12 protein-coding genes are annotated in these 15,679 nt (G+C 72.7%); 6 read left to right on the top strand and 6 right to left on the bottom strand.

The window, feature by feature from the left end; translation table 11 throughout:
• Positions 1-45: 45 nt before the first annotated feature.
• Positions 46-1,053, bottom strand: a complete 1,008-nt coding sequence (gene add / locus FLW16_RS08670; RefSeq protein ID WP_142559444.1) for an adenosine deaminase — start codon at positions 1,051-1,053, stop codon at positions 46-48.
• A complete protein-coding gene (locus tag FLW16_RS08665) occupies positions 1,050-2,003 on the bottom strand; it encodes a nucleoside hydrolase (protein ID WP_142559442.1) in 954 nt (317 codons plus the stop codon). Before FLW16_RS08665 ends, add begins: the two co-directional genes overlap by 4 nt.
• A 132-nt stretch (positions 2,004-2,135) precedes the next feature.
• Here FLW16_RS08665 and FLW16_RS08660 point away from each other — a divergent pair, with 132 nt between their 5' ends.
• Together FLW16_RS08660 and FLW16_RS08655 are read left to right on the top strand one after the other, a co-directional pair.
• Complete coding sequence (locus FLW16_RS08660; protein ID WP_142559440.1) at positions 2,136-3,119, top strand: LacI family DNA-binding transcriptional regulator; 984 nt, start codon at positions 2,136-2,138, stop codon at positions 3,117-3,119.
• Between the two features lie 55 nt (positions 3,120-3,174).
• Positions 3,175-4,062: a GNAT family N-acetyltransferase gene (locus tag FLW16_RS08655; RefSeq protein ID WP_142559438.1), complete on the top strand. Its 888-nt coding sequence runs from the start codon at positions 3,175-3,177 to the stop codon at positions 4,060-4,062.
• On the opposite strand, the gene FLW16_RS08650 is transcribed toward FLW16_RS08655, so the two are convergent.
• From FLW16_RS08650 to FLW16_RS08640, 3 genes are all read right to left on the bottom strand, one after another.
• Complete coding sequence (locus FLW16_RS08650) at positions 4,044-5,816, bottom strand: glycoside hydrolase family 15 protein (protein ID WP_142559436.1); 1,773 nt, start codon at positions 5,814-5,816, stop codon at positions 4,044-4,046. The two genes, FLW16_RS08655 and FLW16_RS08650, sit on opposite strands and share 19 nt — an antisense overlap.
• Positions 5,817-5,867: 51 nt before the next feature.
• On the bottom strand, positions 5,868-7,664 hold the full coding sequence (locus FLW16_RS08645) for a glycoside hydrolase family 15 protein (RefSeq protein ID WP_142559434.1): 1,797 nt from the start codon (positions 7,662-7,664) through the stop codon (positions 5,868-5,870).
• 118 nt (positions 7,665-7,782) lie between these two features.
• Positions 7,783-8,421, bottom strand: coding sequence for a YitT family protein (locus tag FLW16_RS08640; protein ID WP_142559432.1), 639 nt, complete (start codon positions 8,419-8,421; stop codon positions 7,783-7,785).
• A 64-nt stretch (positions 8,422-8,485) separates the two neighbouring features.
• Between FLW16_RS08640 and FLW16_RS08635 the strand changes: the two genes are divergently transcribed.
• Entirely contained in the window at positions 8,486-9,919 is a 1,434-nt protein-coding gene (locus FLW16_RS08635; protein ID WP_142559430.1) for a PLP-dependent aminotransferase family protein, read from the top strand.
• 3 nt (positions 9,920-9,922) lie between these two features.
• Here FLW16_RS08635 and FLW16_RS08630 read toward each other — a convergent pair whose 3' ends face one another.
• Positions 9,923-11,428, bottom strand: coding sequence for a peptide MFS transporter (locus FLW16_RS08630; protein ID WP_142559428.1), 1,506 nt, complete (start codon positions 11,426-11,428; stop codon positions 9,923-9,925).
• A 180-nt stretch (positions 11,429-11,608) separates the two neighbouring features.
• Here FLW16_RS08630 and FLW16_RS08625 point away from each other — a divergent pair, with 180 nt between their 5' ends.
• The 3 genes from FLW16_RS08625 to FLW16_RS08615 all read left to right on the top strand — a co-directional run bounded on the left by FLW16_RS08625 (position 11,609) and on the right by FLW16_RS08615 (position 15,565).
• A complete protein-coding gene (locus tag FLW16_RS08625; protein WP_142559426.1) occupies positions 11,609-13,450 on the top strand; it encodes a long-chain fatty acid--CoA ligase in 1,842 nt (613 codons plus the stop codon).
• A gap of 122 nt (positions 13,451-13,572) precedes the next feature.
• Positions 13,573-14,478 (top strand): hypothetical protein, encoded by a 906-nt coding sequence (locus tag FLW16_RS08620; RefSeq protein WP_142559424.1) that lies wholly within the window; start codon positions 13,573-13,575, stop codon positions 14,476-14,478.
• A 169-nt stretch (positions 14,479-14,647) separates the two neighbouring features.
• Complete coding sequence (locus tag FLW16_RS08615; RefSeq protein ID WP_142559422.1) at positions 14,648-15,565, top strand: hypothetical protein; 918 nt, start codon at positions 14,648-14,650, stop codon at positions 15,563-15,565.
• Positions 15,566-15,679 lie beyond the last annotated feature (114 nt).

The raw sequence follows: 15,679 nt of genomic DNA, 5'->3' as shown, positions 1-15,679 counted from the left end.
CCGGGGTGACGAGTGCGGGAGGGACGGCGCCGGGGGAGGCCGCGGTCAGGCCGTCTCCGGGCTGGTGCCCTTCGGGAGGTCCGGCCGGGCCGGGGGCCAGGCGAAGGCGGCGGCGGCCGCGTGCGCCTGACAGGCCGTCTCCTCGTCGGCCGTCCAGCCGAACGTCTCCCGCAGCGCGTCGAACTCCCGCCGCAGCGTCGTCCCCGAGGTGGTTCGCGTGTCGGTGCTGATGGTGACGCCCAGGCCCGCCGCCAGGAGCGCGTGGGCCGGGTGGTCGGCCAGCCGGGGGACCGCGGCCGTCTGGACGTTGCTGGTGGGGCACATCTCCAGGGCGATCCGCTCGCGTCCGAGCCGGTCGAGCAGGGCCCGGTCGGAGGCGGACCGCACGCCGTGGCCGATGCGGCACGCGCCCAGGACGTCGATCGCCTCCCAGACGCTCTCCGGCCCCGAGGCCTCACCCGCGTGCACGGTGCAGGGCAGTCCCGCCGCCTGCGCGACGGCGAAGGCGGGCCGGTGCGGCGCGCCGGGGAACAGGCGCTCGTCGCCCGCCAGGTCGAGCCCCGCCACCTTGTCGCGGTGCCGCACCGCGGTCTCCGCGACGGCGACGCTCTCGTCCGGCGTCTGATGCCGCAGGCAGCACAGCACCAGCCCAGTGCGCACGCCCGTGGCCGCCGCGCCGGAGGCGAGACCGCCGGCGACCGCTTCGACCGCCTCGTCCAGGGTCAGGCCCCGCCGGCCGTGAAGTTGCGGGGCGAAGCGCGCCTCCCCGTACACCACGCCGTCCGCGTGCCAGTCCTCGACGAGTTCGCGCGCCGCGCGTCGCAGCGCGTCCGGCGTCTGCAGGACGCGCAACGGGAGGTCGATGAAGGTGAGGAACCGGGTCAGGCTCCCGCACCGGGCGGGCGCGGTCACGAGCGTGTGCGCGGGCCGCGTCAGCGTGATCCCCTGGGCCCTGGCGAGATCCGCGACCGTGGCGGGCCGGACCGAGCCGTCGAGATGGCAGTGCAGCTCGAAGCGCCCGTCCGGCCGCGGGGTGGACGATGCGAGGGTCATGCGGCCCGGCCCGTTCCGGCGCACGTGGAGAACAGCAGGTCCTTGAAGCCGGCCTCGTCGACGCGGCGCACCAGGGTCAGATTGGGCTCAGGGGCCGCACGGCGGCGATCGACGATCATCTGCCCCCGGGTCTCGTCGCCGAGTGCGACCGTCACGTGCGCCCGCTCCTCTTCGAGGACCAGATCGGGCCGCAGCGCCACGGCCATGGCGATCGGGTCGGGCAGGTCGTAGCCGGCCAGGCCGGTGACCTCGCGCGCCCATTCCGCGACCGTCCGGTTGATCCGATGGGCGAAGACGGCGATGGGAGTGCCGAGCCGTTCGAGACGCCGCTGGTCCTCCGGCGTCATGACGGCGTACTTGCGGGAGACGTCCCAGCCGACCCAGGTGACCGTGTCCGGGCGCGCCGCCCGCAGCACGACGCCGGCCGCCTCGGGATCCGCCCACACGTTGAACTCCGCGGTGGCGGTGATGTTGCCGTGGGCGTCCGCGGCGCCCGCCATGCAGTACACGTGCCGGAAGCGGCCGAGCAGGCCGGGCTCCCGCAGGAGGGCGGCGGCGAGGTTGGTCAGCGGGCCCAGGGTGACCAGGGTCAGCTCGCCGGGGAACCGCCGGGCGTAGGACAGCAGGACGTCGGCCGCGTGCCCCGGTTCCGGACCGCGCCGCGGGCCGGGCAGGCCGATGTCGCCCATGCCGTCCTGCCCGTGCACGTGCTGCGCGGTGGACAAGGGTCTCAACAACGGGCGGTCGCACCCTTGGTGGACGGGGACGTCGGCCGCTCCCGCGACCTCCAGGGAGATCAGCGCGTTGCGGGTGGCCGTCGGCAGCGGGACGTTGCCGGCCACGGTGGTGACGGCCCGCACGTCGCCCAGGCCGCTGGCGGCGGCCAGCAGCAGGGCCACGGCGTCGTCGGATCCGGTGTCGGTGTCGACCAGGAGAGGTGTCGGGGTCATGCGGGGGCTTTCTTCGCAGGGGCGGGACGGCGGATGAGGACGAGGCGGGGCCGGCCGTCCACGGACGGCTCACGTGGCAGTTCTAATCGTTTAGATGAGAGGATGCAAGCCGCACGAGGAAAGGAGCCTCCCATGGCCGTCACGCTCGCGGACGTGGCCCGCCGGTCCGGCACGTCCACGGCGGTGGTCAGCTACGTGATGAACAACGGCCCGCGCCCGGTGGCGCCCGGGACCAGGGAGCGGGTCCTCGCCGCGGCCGCCGAGCTGGGCTACCGCCCCAACCGGATCGCGCGGGCGCTGCGGGCCGGCACCACCGGGGTCGCCGGCCTGGTCCTGGCCGACGCGTCCAACCCCTACTTCGCCGCCCTCGCGCGGAGCGTCGAGCGTGCGCTGGACAGGCGCGACACGCTGATGATGACGGGCAACGCGGGCTACCTCCCGGACAGGCAGCAGCACCTCGTCGAACGTTTCCTCGCGGCGCAGGTCGACGGTCTGATCGTCGTCTCCGCCGACGGCGGCGCCGACGTCGCGGCCCAGGCGGTGGCGGCGGGCGTGCCCTCGGTCTACGTCCACCACCGGCCGGTTCCGGGCCAGGCCCCGCTCGTGTCCGCCGACAACGACGCCGCGGTCCGCGCGGCCGTCGAGCACCTGCGGGGCCACGGGCAGCGGCGCATCGCCTTCCTGTCCGGTCCCCACGACGCCGGCCCGGTCGCCGAGCGGCGGGACGCCTGGCAGCGCGCCGTCTCCTCCTCCGGCTCCGAACCCCTGCTGCTGCGCTGCGACTACTCGCGGGAGGCGGCGGCGCGGCTGACGGCGGAGCTGATCGCCGGGGGGACGATGCCGCGCGCCCTCATCGCGGCGACCGACGAACAGGCCATCGGAGTCCTCGCGGCCGCGTCGTCCGCCGGTCTGCCCGTCCCCGGCCGCCTCGCCCTGATGAGCTGCGACGGGACTCCGGACAGCGCCTACACGGCCCCCGCGCTCAGCGTCATGGAGCAGCCGCTGGACGCCATGGCCGAGCAGGCGGTCGCGCTGCTCCTCGACCGCGCGCCCGCGTCCGCGCCGCTTCCCGCCGCCCACCTGGTCCCGCGGCGCAGTTGCGGCTGCGACGCATGACCGCCGCGCGGAAAATCCCGTGCGGGGGACGCCGGCCGGGGGGAGACCGGCCGGCATGACGACCGCGCGCTTCGCCCGCAGACCGTACGCCGGGGTGGATGATCTGCGGGCGATGCAGGAGCTGACCGCCCGGTTGTGGTCGCCGGGGGCGACCTGGCACGTCGGGGATCTGGCGTGGGAACGCTTCCAGCACACGGGCAGGGAGCACGAGTGGGCGACCATGCTCTGGGACGCCGGCGACGCGACCACGGCCTGGGGATGGGCCGATTCCGGCCACCTCGGCCTGGTGGCCGATCCGCGGCACCCCTCGCCGGCCGGCGAGATCCTGGACTGGTTCGCCGCGACGGCGCCGGGGCCCGGGCAGGTCAGGACGGTCACGGTCTCCAGCACAGAGACACACCTGTTCGCGGCGCTCGACCGGCGCGGCTACCGGCGTACGGGCGAGGGGCCCTTCTTCCTGCACATGGTCATGGACCTGGACGACGGCCTGCCCGAGCCGAGCCGGCCCGCCGGATACCGCCTGCGCGCGGTTGCCGACGCCGACGTCCCCGAACGCGTCGCCGCGCACCGGGCGGCGTTCCATCCGTCGAGGGTGACCGAGGAGAGCTACCACGCGGTCCGGCGGGCCTGGCCGTACCGGTCCGACCTGGACTGGATCGCCGAGGCGCCGGACGGAAGCGCCGCGGCGTTCTGCCTGGTCTGGCTGGACGAGGCCAACCGGGCCGCCCGGATCGAACCGGCGGGCACCGCGCCGGGCCACCGCCGGCGCGGTCTCGCACGGGCCGTCTGCCTGGCCGCGCTGCATGCGGCGCGGCGGGCGGGAGCACGTCGGGCGGTGGTGAGCCCGCGCGGCGACGACGCCTATCCGGTGCCCGCCCGGCTGTACCGGTCGCTCGGATTCCGCGAGTGCGCCAGGAGCCTCGGCTACCGCCGCTCGGCGTAGCGGGCCAGCGCCTGGGCCGTGCGGATCAGGTGGATGTGGGTGAACGCCTGGGGGAAGTTGCCGAGTTGGCGGCCTGTTCTGGGGTCGTATTCCTCGGCGAGGAGGCCGACGTCGTTGGACAGGGCGATGAGGCGTTCGAACAGTTCGACGGCGTCGTCGTGGCGGCCGATCATCGCTCTGGCTTCGGCGAGCCAGAAGCTGCAGGCGAGGAAGGCGCCTTCGCCGCCGGGGAGGCCGTCGACGGGGTTGTCCTCCGCGAGGGGGTAGCGCAGGACGAAGCCGTCGGTCATGAGTTCGCGTTCGATGGCTTCGACGGTGCCGATGACGCGGGGGTCGTCGGGGGGCAGGAAGCCGACGATGGGGATCTGCAGCAGGGCCGCGTCCAGCTCACGCGAGCCGTAGGACTGGGTGAAGGTGTTGCGTCCGGGGTCGTAGCCCTTGTCGCAGACCTCCGTGTGGATGCGGTCGCGCAGGGCCCGCCAGCGCTCCACGTCGCCGCGCCGGCCCAGCTCCTCGATGACGCGGACCATGCGGTCGGCCGCGACCCAGGCCATGACCTTGGAGTGGACGAAGTGGCGGCGGGGGCCGCGCACCTCCCACAGTCCCTCGTCGGGCTGGTCCCAGTTGTGCTCGAAGAACTCCATGACCTTCGTGACCAGGGCCCAGGCGTGGTCGTCCGGCGCCATGCCCTGCTTGCGCGCCTGATAGAGCGCGTCGACGAACTCCCCGTAGATGTCGAGCTGGAGCTGGGTCGCCGCGCCGTTGCCGATCCGCACGGGCGTCGAGTTCTCGTAGCCCGGCAGCCAGTCGAGGGTCATCTCCGGCAGGCGGCGTTCACCGGCCACGCCGTACAGGACCTGGACGTCCTCGGGGCGGCCGGCGATGGCCCGCAGCAGCCAGGAACGCCAGGCGGCGGCCTCCTCGACGTATCCGGCCCCGGTCAGCGCGTCGAGCGTCATGGAGGCGTCGCGCAGCCAGCAGTAGCGGTAGTCCCAGTTGCGCACCCCGCCCAGATGCTCGGGCAGCGAGGTGGTCGGCGCGGCCACGATGCCACCGGTCGGGCTGTAGGTGAGCGCCTTGAGCGTGATCAGCGAGCGGACGACGGCGTCCCGCCAGGGACCCCGGTGACCGCACCGCGAGACCCACTCCTCCCACAGGAGCCTGGTCTCGGCCAGCTGCTCCAGCGGGTCGATCCGCTCCGGCTCCGGCTGATGTGACGGGTGCCAGGTGAACACGAACGGCACCCGCTGCCCGGCGGCGACCGTGAACGTCGCCTCGTGCCGGTAGTCGCCGCCGCGCAGCGGGACGCCGGAGTGGATCCAGACCGAGTCGGGGCCGCCGATGGCGTGCAGGTGCCCGTTCCTGCGGCGCACCCAGGGGACGATGCGGCCGTAGTCGAAGCGGATGCGGATCTCCGTCGTCATCTCCACGGTGCCGGACAGGCCCTCGACGATCCGTACGAGATCGGGGTTGGCGTGCCGGGGCGGCATGAAGTCGATGACCTTGACCGCGCCCGTGGGCGTCTCCCAGACGGTCTCGAGGATGAGCGTGTCCTCGACGTACGCGCGGCGCGTGGCCTGCTCGTGTCCCGCCGGGGCCAGGCGCCAGAAGCCGTTGGACTCGTCGCCGAGCAGCCGGGTGAAACAGGAGGGGGAGTCGAACCGCGGCAGGCACAGCCAGTCGATCGAGCCGTCCCGGCCGACGAGGGCGGCCGACTGCATGTCGCCCACCAGGGCGTAGTCCTCGATCCGCATGCCCGTCACGCTACCGGGCGCAGGCCGTCCTCTCACCCGCGAGCGTGGCTGTCACAGGCTCATCACCGTCGCCGTGCCCGCGCCGCGTACCTCCCGGCTCAGCGCCTGGGCGGTGTGGATCAGGTGGATGTGGCTGAAGGCCTGGGGGAAGTTGCCGAGTTGGCGGCCTGTTCTGGGGTCGTATTCCTCGGCGAGGAGGCCGACGTCGTTGGACAGGGCGACGAGGCGTTCGAACAGTTCGACGGCGTCGTCGTGGCGGCCGATCACCGCTCTGGCTTCGGCGAGCCAGAAGCTGCAGGCGAGGAAGGCGCCTTCGCCGCCGGGGAGGCCGTCGACGGGGTTGTCCTCCGCGAGGGGGTAGCGCAGGACGAAGCCGTCGGTCATGAGTTCGCGTTCGATGGCTTCGACGGTGCCGATGACGCGGGGGTCGTCGGGGGGCAGGAAGCCGACGATGGGGATCTGCAGCAGGGCCGCGTCGAGCTCGCGGGAGCCGTAGGACTGGGTGAAGGTGTTTCGCTCGGGGTCGTAGCCCTTGTCGCAGACCTCGGCGTGGATGCGGTCGCGCAGGGCGCACCACCGGTCGAACGGCCCGGTGCGGCCCAGCTCCGCGGCCCCTCGGGTCATGCGGTCCATCGCGAGCCACGACATGATCTTGGAGTGGACGAAGTGGCGGCGGGGGCCGCGCACCTCCCACAGTCCTTCGTCGGGCTGGTCCCAGTTGTGTTCGAGGAACTCGGCCCCTTTCACCAGCAGCGACCAGGTGTAGTCGTCGGGCGGCATGCCCTTCTTGCGTGCCTTGTAGAGGGCGTTGACCACCTGACCGTAGACGTCGAGCTGGAACTGGCCGGCGGCGTCGTTGCCGATGCGGACGGGGCGTGAGCCCTCGTACCCGGACAGCCAGTCGAGGGTCATCTCCGGCAGGCGGCGTTCGCCGGCCACGCCGTACATGATCTGGTGGTCCTCGGGGCGGCCCGCGATGGCGCGCAGCAGCCACACGCGCCAGGCGTCCGCCTCCTCGAGGTACCCCGCCCGCAGGAGCGCGTCGAGCGTCATGGAGGCGTCGCGCAGCCAGCAGTAGCGGTAGTCCCAGTTGCGCACCCCGCCCAGGCGCTCGGGCAGCGAGGTGGTCGGCGCCGCGACGATCCCGCCGGTCGGGCTGTAGGTCAGCGCCTTGAGCGTGATCAGCGAGCGGACGACGGCGTCCCGCCAGGGTCCCCGGTAGCCGCAACGGGCGGCCCAGTCCCGCCACGCCTGGACGGTCAGGCCGAGCTCGGCGAGGGGGTCGATGGCCTGGGGCTGCGGCTGGTGGGAGGGGTGCCAGGTGAACACGAACGGCACCCGCTGCCCGGCGGCGACCGTGAACGTCGCCTCGTGCCGGTAGTCGCCGCCGCGCAGCGCGACGGGCGAGTGGATCCAGACCGAGTCGGGGCCGCCGATGGCGTGCAGATGGCCGCCCGCCCGGCGTGCCCACGGCACGATCCGGCCGTAGTCGAAGCGGATGCGGATCTCCGTCGTCATCTTCACGGTGCCGGACAGGCCCTCCACCACCCGGACCAGGTCGGGGTTGCCGGAGCGAACCGGCATGAAGTCGACCACCCTGGCCGTCCCGGTGGAGGTCTCCCAGTCGGTCGCGAGCACCAGCGAGTCCTCGACGTACGCCCGCCGGGCGGCCGTGTCGCGTTCCGCGGCGGCCAGCCGCCAGAAGCCGTTGGACTCGTCGCCGAGCAGCCGGGCGAAGCAGGAGGGGGAGTCGAACCGCGGCAGGCACAGCCAGTCGATCGAGCCGTCCCGGCCGACGAGGGCGGCCGACTGCGTGTCCCCGATCAGGGCGTAGTCCTCGATCCGCATGCTGCTCACCTACCCGCGCCGGACGGCGTGTCCCGCCGGGCGGAGACCGCGTTCCCGCGCCCCGGAGGCCGCGGACATCCGGCAAGCCCGACCAGGCCTTACTGGAGCGCTCGCCTCATCATGACGGCTCCGCACCCGGCGGCCGGGCGGTGTCCCCGGCGGGAGCCCACAGCTTCATGAAGACCTGCGTCACGGGGCCGATCGTCAGGGCGAACACCACCGTGCCGATCCCGACCGTGCCGCCGAGCAGCCAGCCCACGGCGAGCACGGTGATCTCGACGACCGTGCGGGCGAGCCGGATGGACAGCCCGAGCCGGTTGAGGCCCGTCATCAGGCCGTCGCGCGGCCCCGGACCGAAGCCCGCGTGGATGTAGAGCCCCGAGGCGGCGGCGATGGCGACGATGCCGCCCAGGAGGAAGGCCCACTGGACCGGCCAGGCCGCGGGCGCGGGGACCAGCGCCATCACCCCGTCGGCGCTGGTGCCGACCACCAGGACGTTGCTGATCGTGCCGAGGCCGGGCCGTTGCCGCAGGGGGATCCACAGCAGCAGCACCAGCGCGCCCACCAGGTTGATGCACAGGCCGATCGACCACCCGGTGCGCACCGACATCCCCTGGTGGAAGACCTCCCAGGGGTCGAGGCCCAGCCCGGACCTGACGAGCAGGGCGATCCCGGCGCCGTACAGCGCCAGGCCGGTGTAGAGGCGGATGAGCCGCAACGGGAGCGAACGAGGGCGGGGGAGGGAGAGTTCGGTCATAGTCGGCCCATCGTGCAGGCATGCGGGGTTGCGAGAAAAGGGCCAATCAGAGAAATTGGCCTTTATGGACCGATATCTCAGCGCTCCCCAGCTCGCCAGGCTCGTCGGGAACGGCGCGGAAGATACGGCGGACGTGCGGCCCTACTACCGGGCGCTCGCGGAGGCCGTACGCGGCCTGGTCCTCGACGGGAGGCTCGCGGTCGGGGTGCGCCTGCCGGCCGAGCGGCACCTGGCAGAGGCCCTCGGCGTGAGCCGCACCACCGTGACCGCGGCGTACGACCGGCTGCGCGAGCAGGGCTACCTGGAGAGCAGGCAGGGATCCGGCAGCCGCGCGGCCCTGCCCGACCCCGGGGCGCTCGGGACCGACAACCCGTGGCTGGTGTCCGACGACGACGGGCTGCTGCCGCTGCACTCGGCCGCGCCCCCGGCGACCGCCCTGCTCGGCGAGGCCATCGAGGAGGCGGGCCGGGCCTACCACCGGTACGCGCTGGGCATGGGCTACCACCCGGCCGGACTCGCGCCGCTGCGCGAGGCGATCGCCCGCAGGTACGGCGAGCGTGGGCTGCCCACCCGGCCCGAGCAGATCCTCGTCACGGCCGGAGCCCAGCAGGCCATCCACCTGCTGATGTCGGCGTTCGCCGGGCCGGGCGACCCGGTGCTGGTCGAGTCGCCGACCTACCCGCACGCGATCGACGCGGCGCGGATGCGGGGAGCCCGCCTGGTGCCGGTCGGCGTGCAGGAGGACGGCTGGCATCTCGACCTGGTGAGCTGTGCGATGCGCCAGTCGGCGGCCCGTCTGGCCTACGTCATCCCCGACTTCCAGAACCCGACCGGCCATCTGATGGCCGACGCCGCCCGCGCCGAACTGGTGGAGGCGGCCCGCCGGTACGGCGTCACGCTGATCGCCGACGAGAGCTGGGCGGAAATCGTGCTGGACGAGACGGCACGTGCGGCGCCGCTGGCCGCGTTCGACACCGACGGCCGGGTGATCAGCGTGGGCTCGGCCTCGAAGCTGTGGTGGGGCGGCCTGCGGGTCGGCTGGATCCGGGCGAGCGCCGCGACCGTCCGCCGCCTGGCCGCGCTGCGGGCCGCCGTGGACATCGCGGGCGCGGTCTTCGAGCAGCTCGTGGTCGCGCGCCTGTTCGAGCGGATCGAGGAGGCGCGCGCCGAGCGCCGCCGTGCGCTCGGCGCCTCCTGCGCGGCGCTCGCCGCGGTCCTGCGCGAGGAGCTGCCCGGCTGGGCGTTCACGGCGCCACGCGGCGGCGGCTCGCTGTGGGTGCGGCTCGACGGGCCGGTGTCGCGCTCGGTCGCCGAGGCCGCCGCCGCCCGTGGCGTACGGCTGGCTCCGGGGCCGTGGTTCGGCGTGGACGGCACGCTGGAGCGCTACCTGCGGCTGCCGTTCACCCAGCCGCCTGCCGTGATGGAGGAGGCGGTGCGCCGCATCGCCCGCGACCCCGCCGGATATCGCCCGTGCGAGCCGCTCACGCCGACCCTGTGAGCGTCAGCTCGGTGTGGGCACGGACGGCATGTGGTGCTCGGCCATCAGCGTGCGGAGCCTGCGGACGAACAGCAGCATGACGAGCCCCGCCGCGATCGCGGCGAGCGCGAGGGTGAGGAAGTACACGGGCATCGGCACGACCTTGGTCAGCCGGTAGGCCTGGCCGCCGACGGAGTCGCCGAGGGCCATGGAGAGGAACCACAGGCCCATGAGCTGGTTCTCGAACGCCCGGGGGGCGAGCTTGTTGGTGACCGACAGCCCGGCCGGGCTGAGGAACAGCTCGCCGACGGTCTGGATGAGGTAGACCGACAGCAGCCACATGATCGAGACCTTCACCCCGCCGGAGGCGACGCCGGCCGCGACCGACATGACGACGAAGCTCAGCCCGACGATCACCAGGCCGACCGCGAACTTGAGCGGTGTGCTGATCCGGGTGCCCGCCCTGAGGAACATCTCCGCGAAGAGAGGGGCGACGATGATGATCGCGAGCGAGTTGACGTTGCCCACCCAGCCCGGGGGGATCGTGAAGCCGAGCACGTTCAGATCGGTGTCGTTCTTCGCGAACAGCAGCAGGGCGCTGCCGGCCTGGTCGTAGACGAGCCAGAAGATCGCGGCGGCCAGGAACAGCCACACGTACGCGAACAGCCCGGTCCGCTCCTCCTCGGTGACCTCGCGCGAGGAGAACAGGAAGGCGAAGTAGGCGACCGGCACGGCCGCCGTCACGACCGTGAGCACGAGGGCGAAGCGGTCCACGGTGAGCGTGCCGCTCAGCGCCCACAAGGCCAGCGCGCCCGCGCCGGCGGTCAGCGAGACGCCCGCGACGACCTTGAAGCGCCGCTCCTCGTCGGGGGTCAGGCGGTGGTCCGGCTCCTCGCCGGCGCCGCACAGGGTGGCCCGGCCCCGGATGTACTGCGTCAGGCCGACGGCCATGCCGAGCGCCGCCGCACCGAAGGCGAGGTGCCAGCGGCCGCCCGTCTGGAGCCAGGGCACGACCATGATGCCGAGGAAGGCGCCCAGGTTGATGCCCATGTAGAAGATCGTGTAGCCGGAGTCGCGCCGGGCGTCGTCCTCATGCCGGTACAGCTCGCCCACCAGCGCCGACATGTTCGGCTTGAGCAGCCCGCTGCCGAGCGCGATCAGCACGAGGCCGAGCCAGACGAACCCGCCGCTCATGGGCATCGCCATGCTGACATGGCCGCCCATGATGACCAGGGCGCCGAACAGCACGGTCCTGCGCGCCCCGAGCAGCCGGTCGGCGAGCCAGCCGCCCGCTAGGGCGAGCAGGTAGACCGAGGCGATGTAGACGCCGTAGATGCCGACCGCGGTCGTCTCGGGCAGGCCCATGCCGCCGCGCGTGACGGGCGCGGTCAGGAACAGCACGAGGACGGCGCGCATGCCGTAGTAGCTGAAGCGCTCCCACATCTCCGTGCCGAACAGCGTGGCCAGCCCCCGTGGATGGCCGAAGAACGTCCGCTCGCCCATCGGCGGACCCGATCTTCCGGATGCCATGCGATCCCCCCGATCACGCATCATCCCGTGTACCTTACCTGCCTTTATGTCTTGTTTGTCCGATTGTGATGGCCGCCCATAACACATCCCGCCGTGCTTCCCGCCATCGGGGTCTTGTCCGTGGCGATCTCGTGTGGTGCGATGCATGCCACGCGTGCGAGATGCCCGTTGGGAGGCGCGATGACCGGCGTGCTTGAGGAACGGGCCGCGATAGAGCGGGAGATCGCGGGCAGGACGGTATGCGAGCAGCTCAGGTGGGCCGGGCAGGAGCATCCGGACTCGCCGGCCTACTCCGACCCGGCGGGGGACGGCTGGACGACCCTGACCTACGCCGGGGCGCGGAGCAGGGTGCTGCAGATCGCCGCGGGCTACGCCGCGCTCGGCGTGCGGCCGGGCGACGCCGTCGCGCTGATGCTGGTCAACCGCAGCGAGCACGTGCTGGCCGACCTCGGGGCCGTTCACGCGGGCGCCGTCCCCTGCTCGATCTACGCGACCTTCGCCCCCGAGCAGGTCGCGTACGTCGCCCGCGACGTCGGGGCGCGGATCGCGGTGCTCGGCGGCCCGGCCGACCTGGCCCGCTGGGAGCCGGTCCTCGGCGAGCTGCCTGCGCTGACGAGGATCGTCATGCTGGAGGGCGCCCCCGAAGACGACGAGCGCTTCCTGAGCTGGGAGGCGTTCCTGAAGCTCGGCGCCGGCGCGCTGGCCGCCGACCCCGCCGCCGTGGACGCGCGCTGGCGCGCGGTGGCCCCGGAGGACACGCTGGCCGTCCTCTACACCTCGGGCACGACGGGCAACCCCAAGGGCGTCCCGCTGACGCACGCCAACGTGCTGTTCGAGATCGCCACGACCCAGCGGATGATCCGTCTGCCCATGCACGGCACGCAGATCTCCTACCTCACCTACGCCCACATCGCCGAGCGGGTGCTCAGCCTGTACCTGCCGCTGGTCAAGGTCAACCACGTCTACTTCTGCACGGACATGGCGAACCTGGGCGCCACGCTCGGCCGGGTGCGTCCCGTGCTGTTCTTCGGCGTCCCCCGCGTCTGGGAGAAGATGACGGCCCGGCTGCAGGCGCTGCTGGCCGGCCAGCCGCCCGAGCAGCAGGAGAACGTGCGCGCCGCGATGGCCGCCGGGCTCGCGTACGTCGAGGGGCTGCAACACGGCCACACGGTCACGCCCGAGGTGCGCGAGGCGTACGAGCGGGCCGACGCCGCGCTGCTGTCCGTCGTCCGCGGCCTGATCGGGCTCGACCAGGCCCGCTGGTGCGCGACCGCCGCCGCGCCGATGCCGGTCGAGGTGCAGCGGTTCTTCGCCGGCCTCGGCCTGAAGGTCATCGACGTCTACGGCATGACCGAGACGACCGGCGCCTTCACCGTCAACTCGCCGGACGTCTTCAAGCTCGGCACGGTGGGCAGAGCCGAGCCGGGCGTCGAGGTGCGGATCGCCGAGGACGGCGAGATCCTCACGCGCAGCCCGCTCAACACCCGGGGCTACCTCGGCCTGCCCGAGGCGACCGCCGAGCTCCTCGACGACGACGGCTGGCTGCACACCGGCGACGTGGGGTCGATCGACGAGGACGGCTTCGTCCGCATCGTCGACCGCAAGAAGGAGCTGTTCATCACCTCGGGCGGGGAGAACGTCTCCCCGGCCGGGATCGAGGGCCATCTGAAGGAGCACCCGCTCATCGGGCAGGCCCTCGCGTACGGGGACCGCCGGCCCTACCCGGTGGCGATCCTCACCCTGGACGGCGAGGTGGCGCCCGAGTGGGCGCGGGCGCGCGGCATCGCCTTCGGCTCCCTGGCCGACCTGGCCGCGCATCCGGACGTGCTCAAGGAGGTCGAGGCGGCGGTCGAGTCCGCCAACCGCAAGCTCGCCCGGGTGCAGCAGGTCAAACGCTGGCGGCTGCTGCCCGTCGAGTGGACGGCAGAGACCGCCGAGCTCACTCCCAGCCTGAAGCTCAAGCGCCGGGTCGTCCACGCCAGGTACGCCGAGGTGATCGAGGAGCTCTACACGACCGGCTGATCACGAGGCGGGTTCTCGGGCCGAATTCCTACCGGGCCGAATTCCTGCCGGGCCGAATTTTTACCGGGCCGGGAGTGTGTCGGGGGCGGGGCGGCCCACGGGCGTGCGTACGGTCACGGGGCATGATGAGACCTCTGCTCGCGACGCTGGTGCTCGCGGCCGCGACGGCCGCGACGACGGCGGCGGCCGCGCCTGCCCCCGCCTCCGGCGACCTGGCCATCCGCTCGGTCGAGGTGCGCCCGTCCGACCCCGTGGTCGGCCCGAGCGGATCGGTGCGGCTGGTCGTCGACGTGGTGGCGCGCGGCGCGGACCGCGTCTCCGTCGTCCTGGAACCCGGCCGCGCCCCCTCGGGAGGCGACGAGCCCGGAGGGGAGCCCGGCAAGGAGCCCGAGCCGGACGCGACCCCCTCGCCGCCGTCCGGCGACGCCGTGCCGGTGCCGCCCGGCTCCCCGGACCCGATGGTCCCCCCGGACGCCGCCGTACCCGCGGCCGTGCCCCTGCCGGGCCTGGGCGGGCTGGCGTCCGCCGCGATGCCCCGCATGGTGGGCGCGTCGCGGAACGGCCGCCCGGTCCGCCGGATCTCGTCGGGGGAGTGGGAGACCTGGCGGTTCCTCCCGGACAAGCCGCTGTCGCGGTGGTATCCGAGCGGCCCGTGGACGGTCACCGCGACCGCGGTGAACGCGCGGGGCGAGCGGGCCGTCGCCCGGGTGGGGTTCAACCTGCGCAGGGCGACCGAGATCGAGGGCCTCAAAGTGGTGCGCGACGGGGACGGCGTGCGCGTCACCGGGACGCTGCTGCGGGTGGACCCGGTCGGGAAGGTCGACTACCGGCCGTTCGCCGGGCAGCGGGTCAGGATCTGCTTCCGCCCCGCGGGGTCGTCCCGCTGGAAGACCGTCGGGGAGGCGGTCACCCGCAGGGACGGCTGGTTCACCGCCCGGGTCCGTGCGGACGGCGAGGGCGCGTGGCGTGCCGAATATGCAGGTACATCCCGGTATGCCGCCGATGCCAGCCCGCAACGAGAAGCATGAACAAGCCGCTAATACCCCAAAATTCATAAAGCAGACATAGGGGACAGTTATCGTTTTGTAATCTCTTTTCTGTAGGTGTGAGGCAACTTTCCTTCCCCTTGTGACGTCTATGACGTAGGCGCGCCCCAAACCGGGGGTGCGTTCCTGAACGGGGAGAGGAATTACCCTCATGGTGAAACGAGCTGCTACCACCCTGGTAGCGGTCGCCATGGGCGCCACGGCGCTCGCGACTGCGCCCGCGTACGCGGACACTGTCGCGCCTACGTCGTCGCCCACGCCGAGCCCCACTGGGGACAACTTCCACAAGCCGTACACGCCCGACCCGAGCATCGTGTCCGTCGCCGTCGACCCGAGCGTGGTCGTGGTGAGCAAGGGCCGTTCCGCCCAGGTCACCGCCCGGGTGACGACCAAGGACGTCCAGAGCGTGGACATCGACCTGTGGAGCCCGAGGGGCCACGGCGACCACGGCGGCGACCACTGGTTCGGCAAGCGGAAGGGCGGCCACAACGACGGTCCGAAGTTCGACCACGCCTCGCGCTCGTGGAGCTTCGACTGGAACGACCGGGCGGGCACCTATCGGGTGCACGTCGAGGCGATCGGGCTCGACGGCAAGAAGTACACGGCGGACCGCTCCTTCACGGTGAAGCGCAAGGAGTGGCACGCGCCGCGTCCGACGGGCGCCAAGGCGACCCGCATCGCCGGCTTCGACGCCACGCCCAACCCGGTCCGCAAGGGCCGCGCGCTGACCCTCAAGGGCAAGCTGCAGGTCGCGCAGTGCTGGGGTGACTGGTACTACGACGACTGGGACAACTTCTCCGGCCGTCGCGGCGGTGACCGCTACTGCTCCGACAGCCGCAACTACTGGAACGACTGGCGCTGGCTGGGCTCGCAGGACGTGAAGGTCTACTTCCAGTCCTCGGGCTCCCACAAGTGGCAGTACGTCGACACGATCGAGACCGACGGCGACGGCGACTTCGCCACCAAGGTGCGGGCCTACCGGTCCGGCACCTGGGCGGTGCGGTTCGACGGCAGCCGCGGGCTCAAGGGCTCCCAGGCGACCGACTACGTGAGGGTCTGGCGCCACTAGAAGACCCGACCGCGACGCCCGGCTCCCGCACAGGGGCCGGGCGTCCGGCTTTTCTCTGACGCGCTTCCTGATTAAAGGTGACAGTTCGGGTAGACAGGTCACGGAATACGCGCG

This window comes from Microbispora sp. KK1-11, assembly GCF_006874435.1.
Taxonomy (GTDB): domain Bacteria; phylum Actinomycetota; class Actinomycetes; order Streptosporangiales; family Streptosporangiaceae; genus Microbispora; species Microbispora catharanthi.
Note: the sequence above shows the minus strand (reverse complement) of the source record. Positions and strands in the feature narration are given on the sequence as shown.

What these genes read in the sequence shown, in the direction of transcription:
- add (WP_142559444.1), bottom strand. Translation starts at nt 1,053, where the DNA reads ATGACCCTCGCATCGTCCACCCCGCGGCCGGACGGGCGCTTCGAGCTG.
- FLW16_RS08665 (WP_142559442.1), bottom strand. Translation starts at nt 2,003, where the DNA reads ATGACCCCGACACCTCTCCTGGTCGACACCGACACCGGATCCGACGAC.
- FLW16_RS08660 (WP_142559440.1), top strand. Translation starts at nt 2,136, where the DNA reads ATGGCCGTCACGCTCGCGGACGTGGCCCGCCGGTCCGGCACGTCCACG.
- FLW16_RS08655 (WP_142559438.1), top strand. Translation starts at nt 3,175, where the DNA reads ATGACGACCGCGCGCTTCGCCCGCAGACCGTACGCCGGGGTGGATGAT.
- FLW16_RS08650 (WP_142559436.1), bottom strand. Translation starts at nt 5,816, where the DNA reads ATGCGGATCGAGGACTACGCCCTGGTGGGCGACATGCAGTCGGCCGCC.
- FLW16_RS08645 (WP_142559434.1), bottom strand. Translation starts at nt 7,664, where the DNA reads ATGCGGATCGAGGACTACGCCCTGATCGGGGACACGCAGTCGGCCGCC.
- FLW16_RS08640 (WP_142559432.1), bottom strand. Translation starts at nt 8,421, where the DNA reads ATGACCGAACTCTCCCTCCCCCGCCCTCGTTCGCTCCCGTTGCGGCTC.
- FLW16_RS08635 (WP_142559430.1), top strand. Translation starts at nt 8,486, where the DNA reads ATGGACCGATATCTCAGCGCTCCCCAGCTCGCCAGGCTCGTCGGGAAC.
- FLW16_RS08630 (WP_142559428.1), bottom strand. Translation starts at nt 11,428, where the DNA reads ATGGCATCCGGAAGATCGGGTCCGCCGATGGGCGAGCGGACGTTCTTC.
- FLW16_RS08625 (WP_142559426.1), top strand. Translation starts at nt 11,609, where the DNA reads ATGACCGGCGTGCTTGAGGAACGGGCCGCGATAGAGCGGGAGATCGCG.
- FLW16_RS08620 (WP_142559424.1), top strand. Translation starts at nt 13,573, where the DNA reads ATGATGAGACCTCTGCTCGCGACGCTGGTGCTCGCGGCCGCGACGGCC.
- FLW16_RS08615 (WP_142559422.1), top strand. Translation starts at nt 14,648, where the DNA reads ATGGTGAAACGAGCTGCTACCACCCTGGTAGCGGTCGCCATGGGCGCC.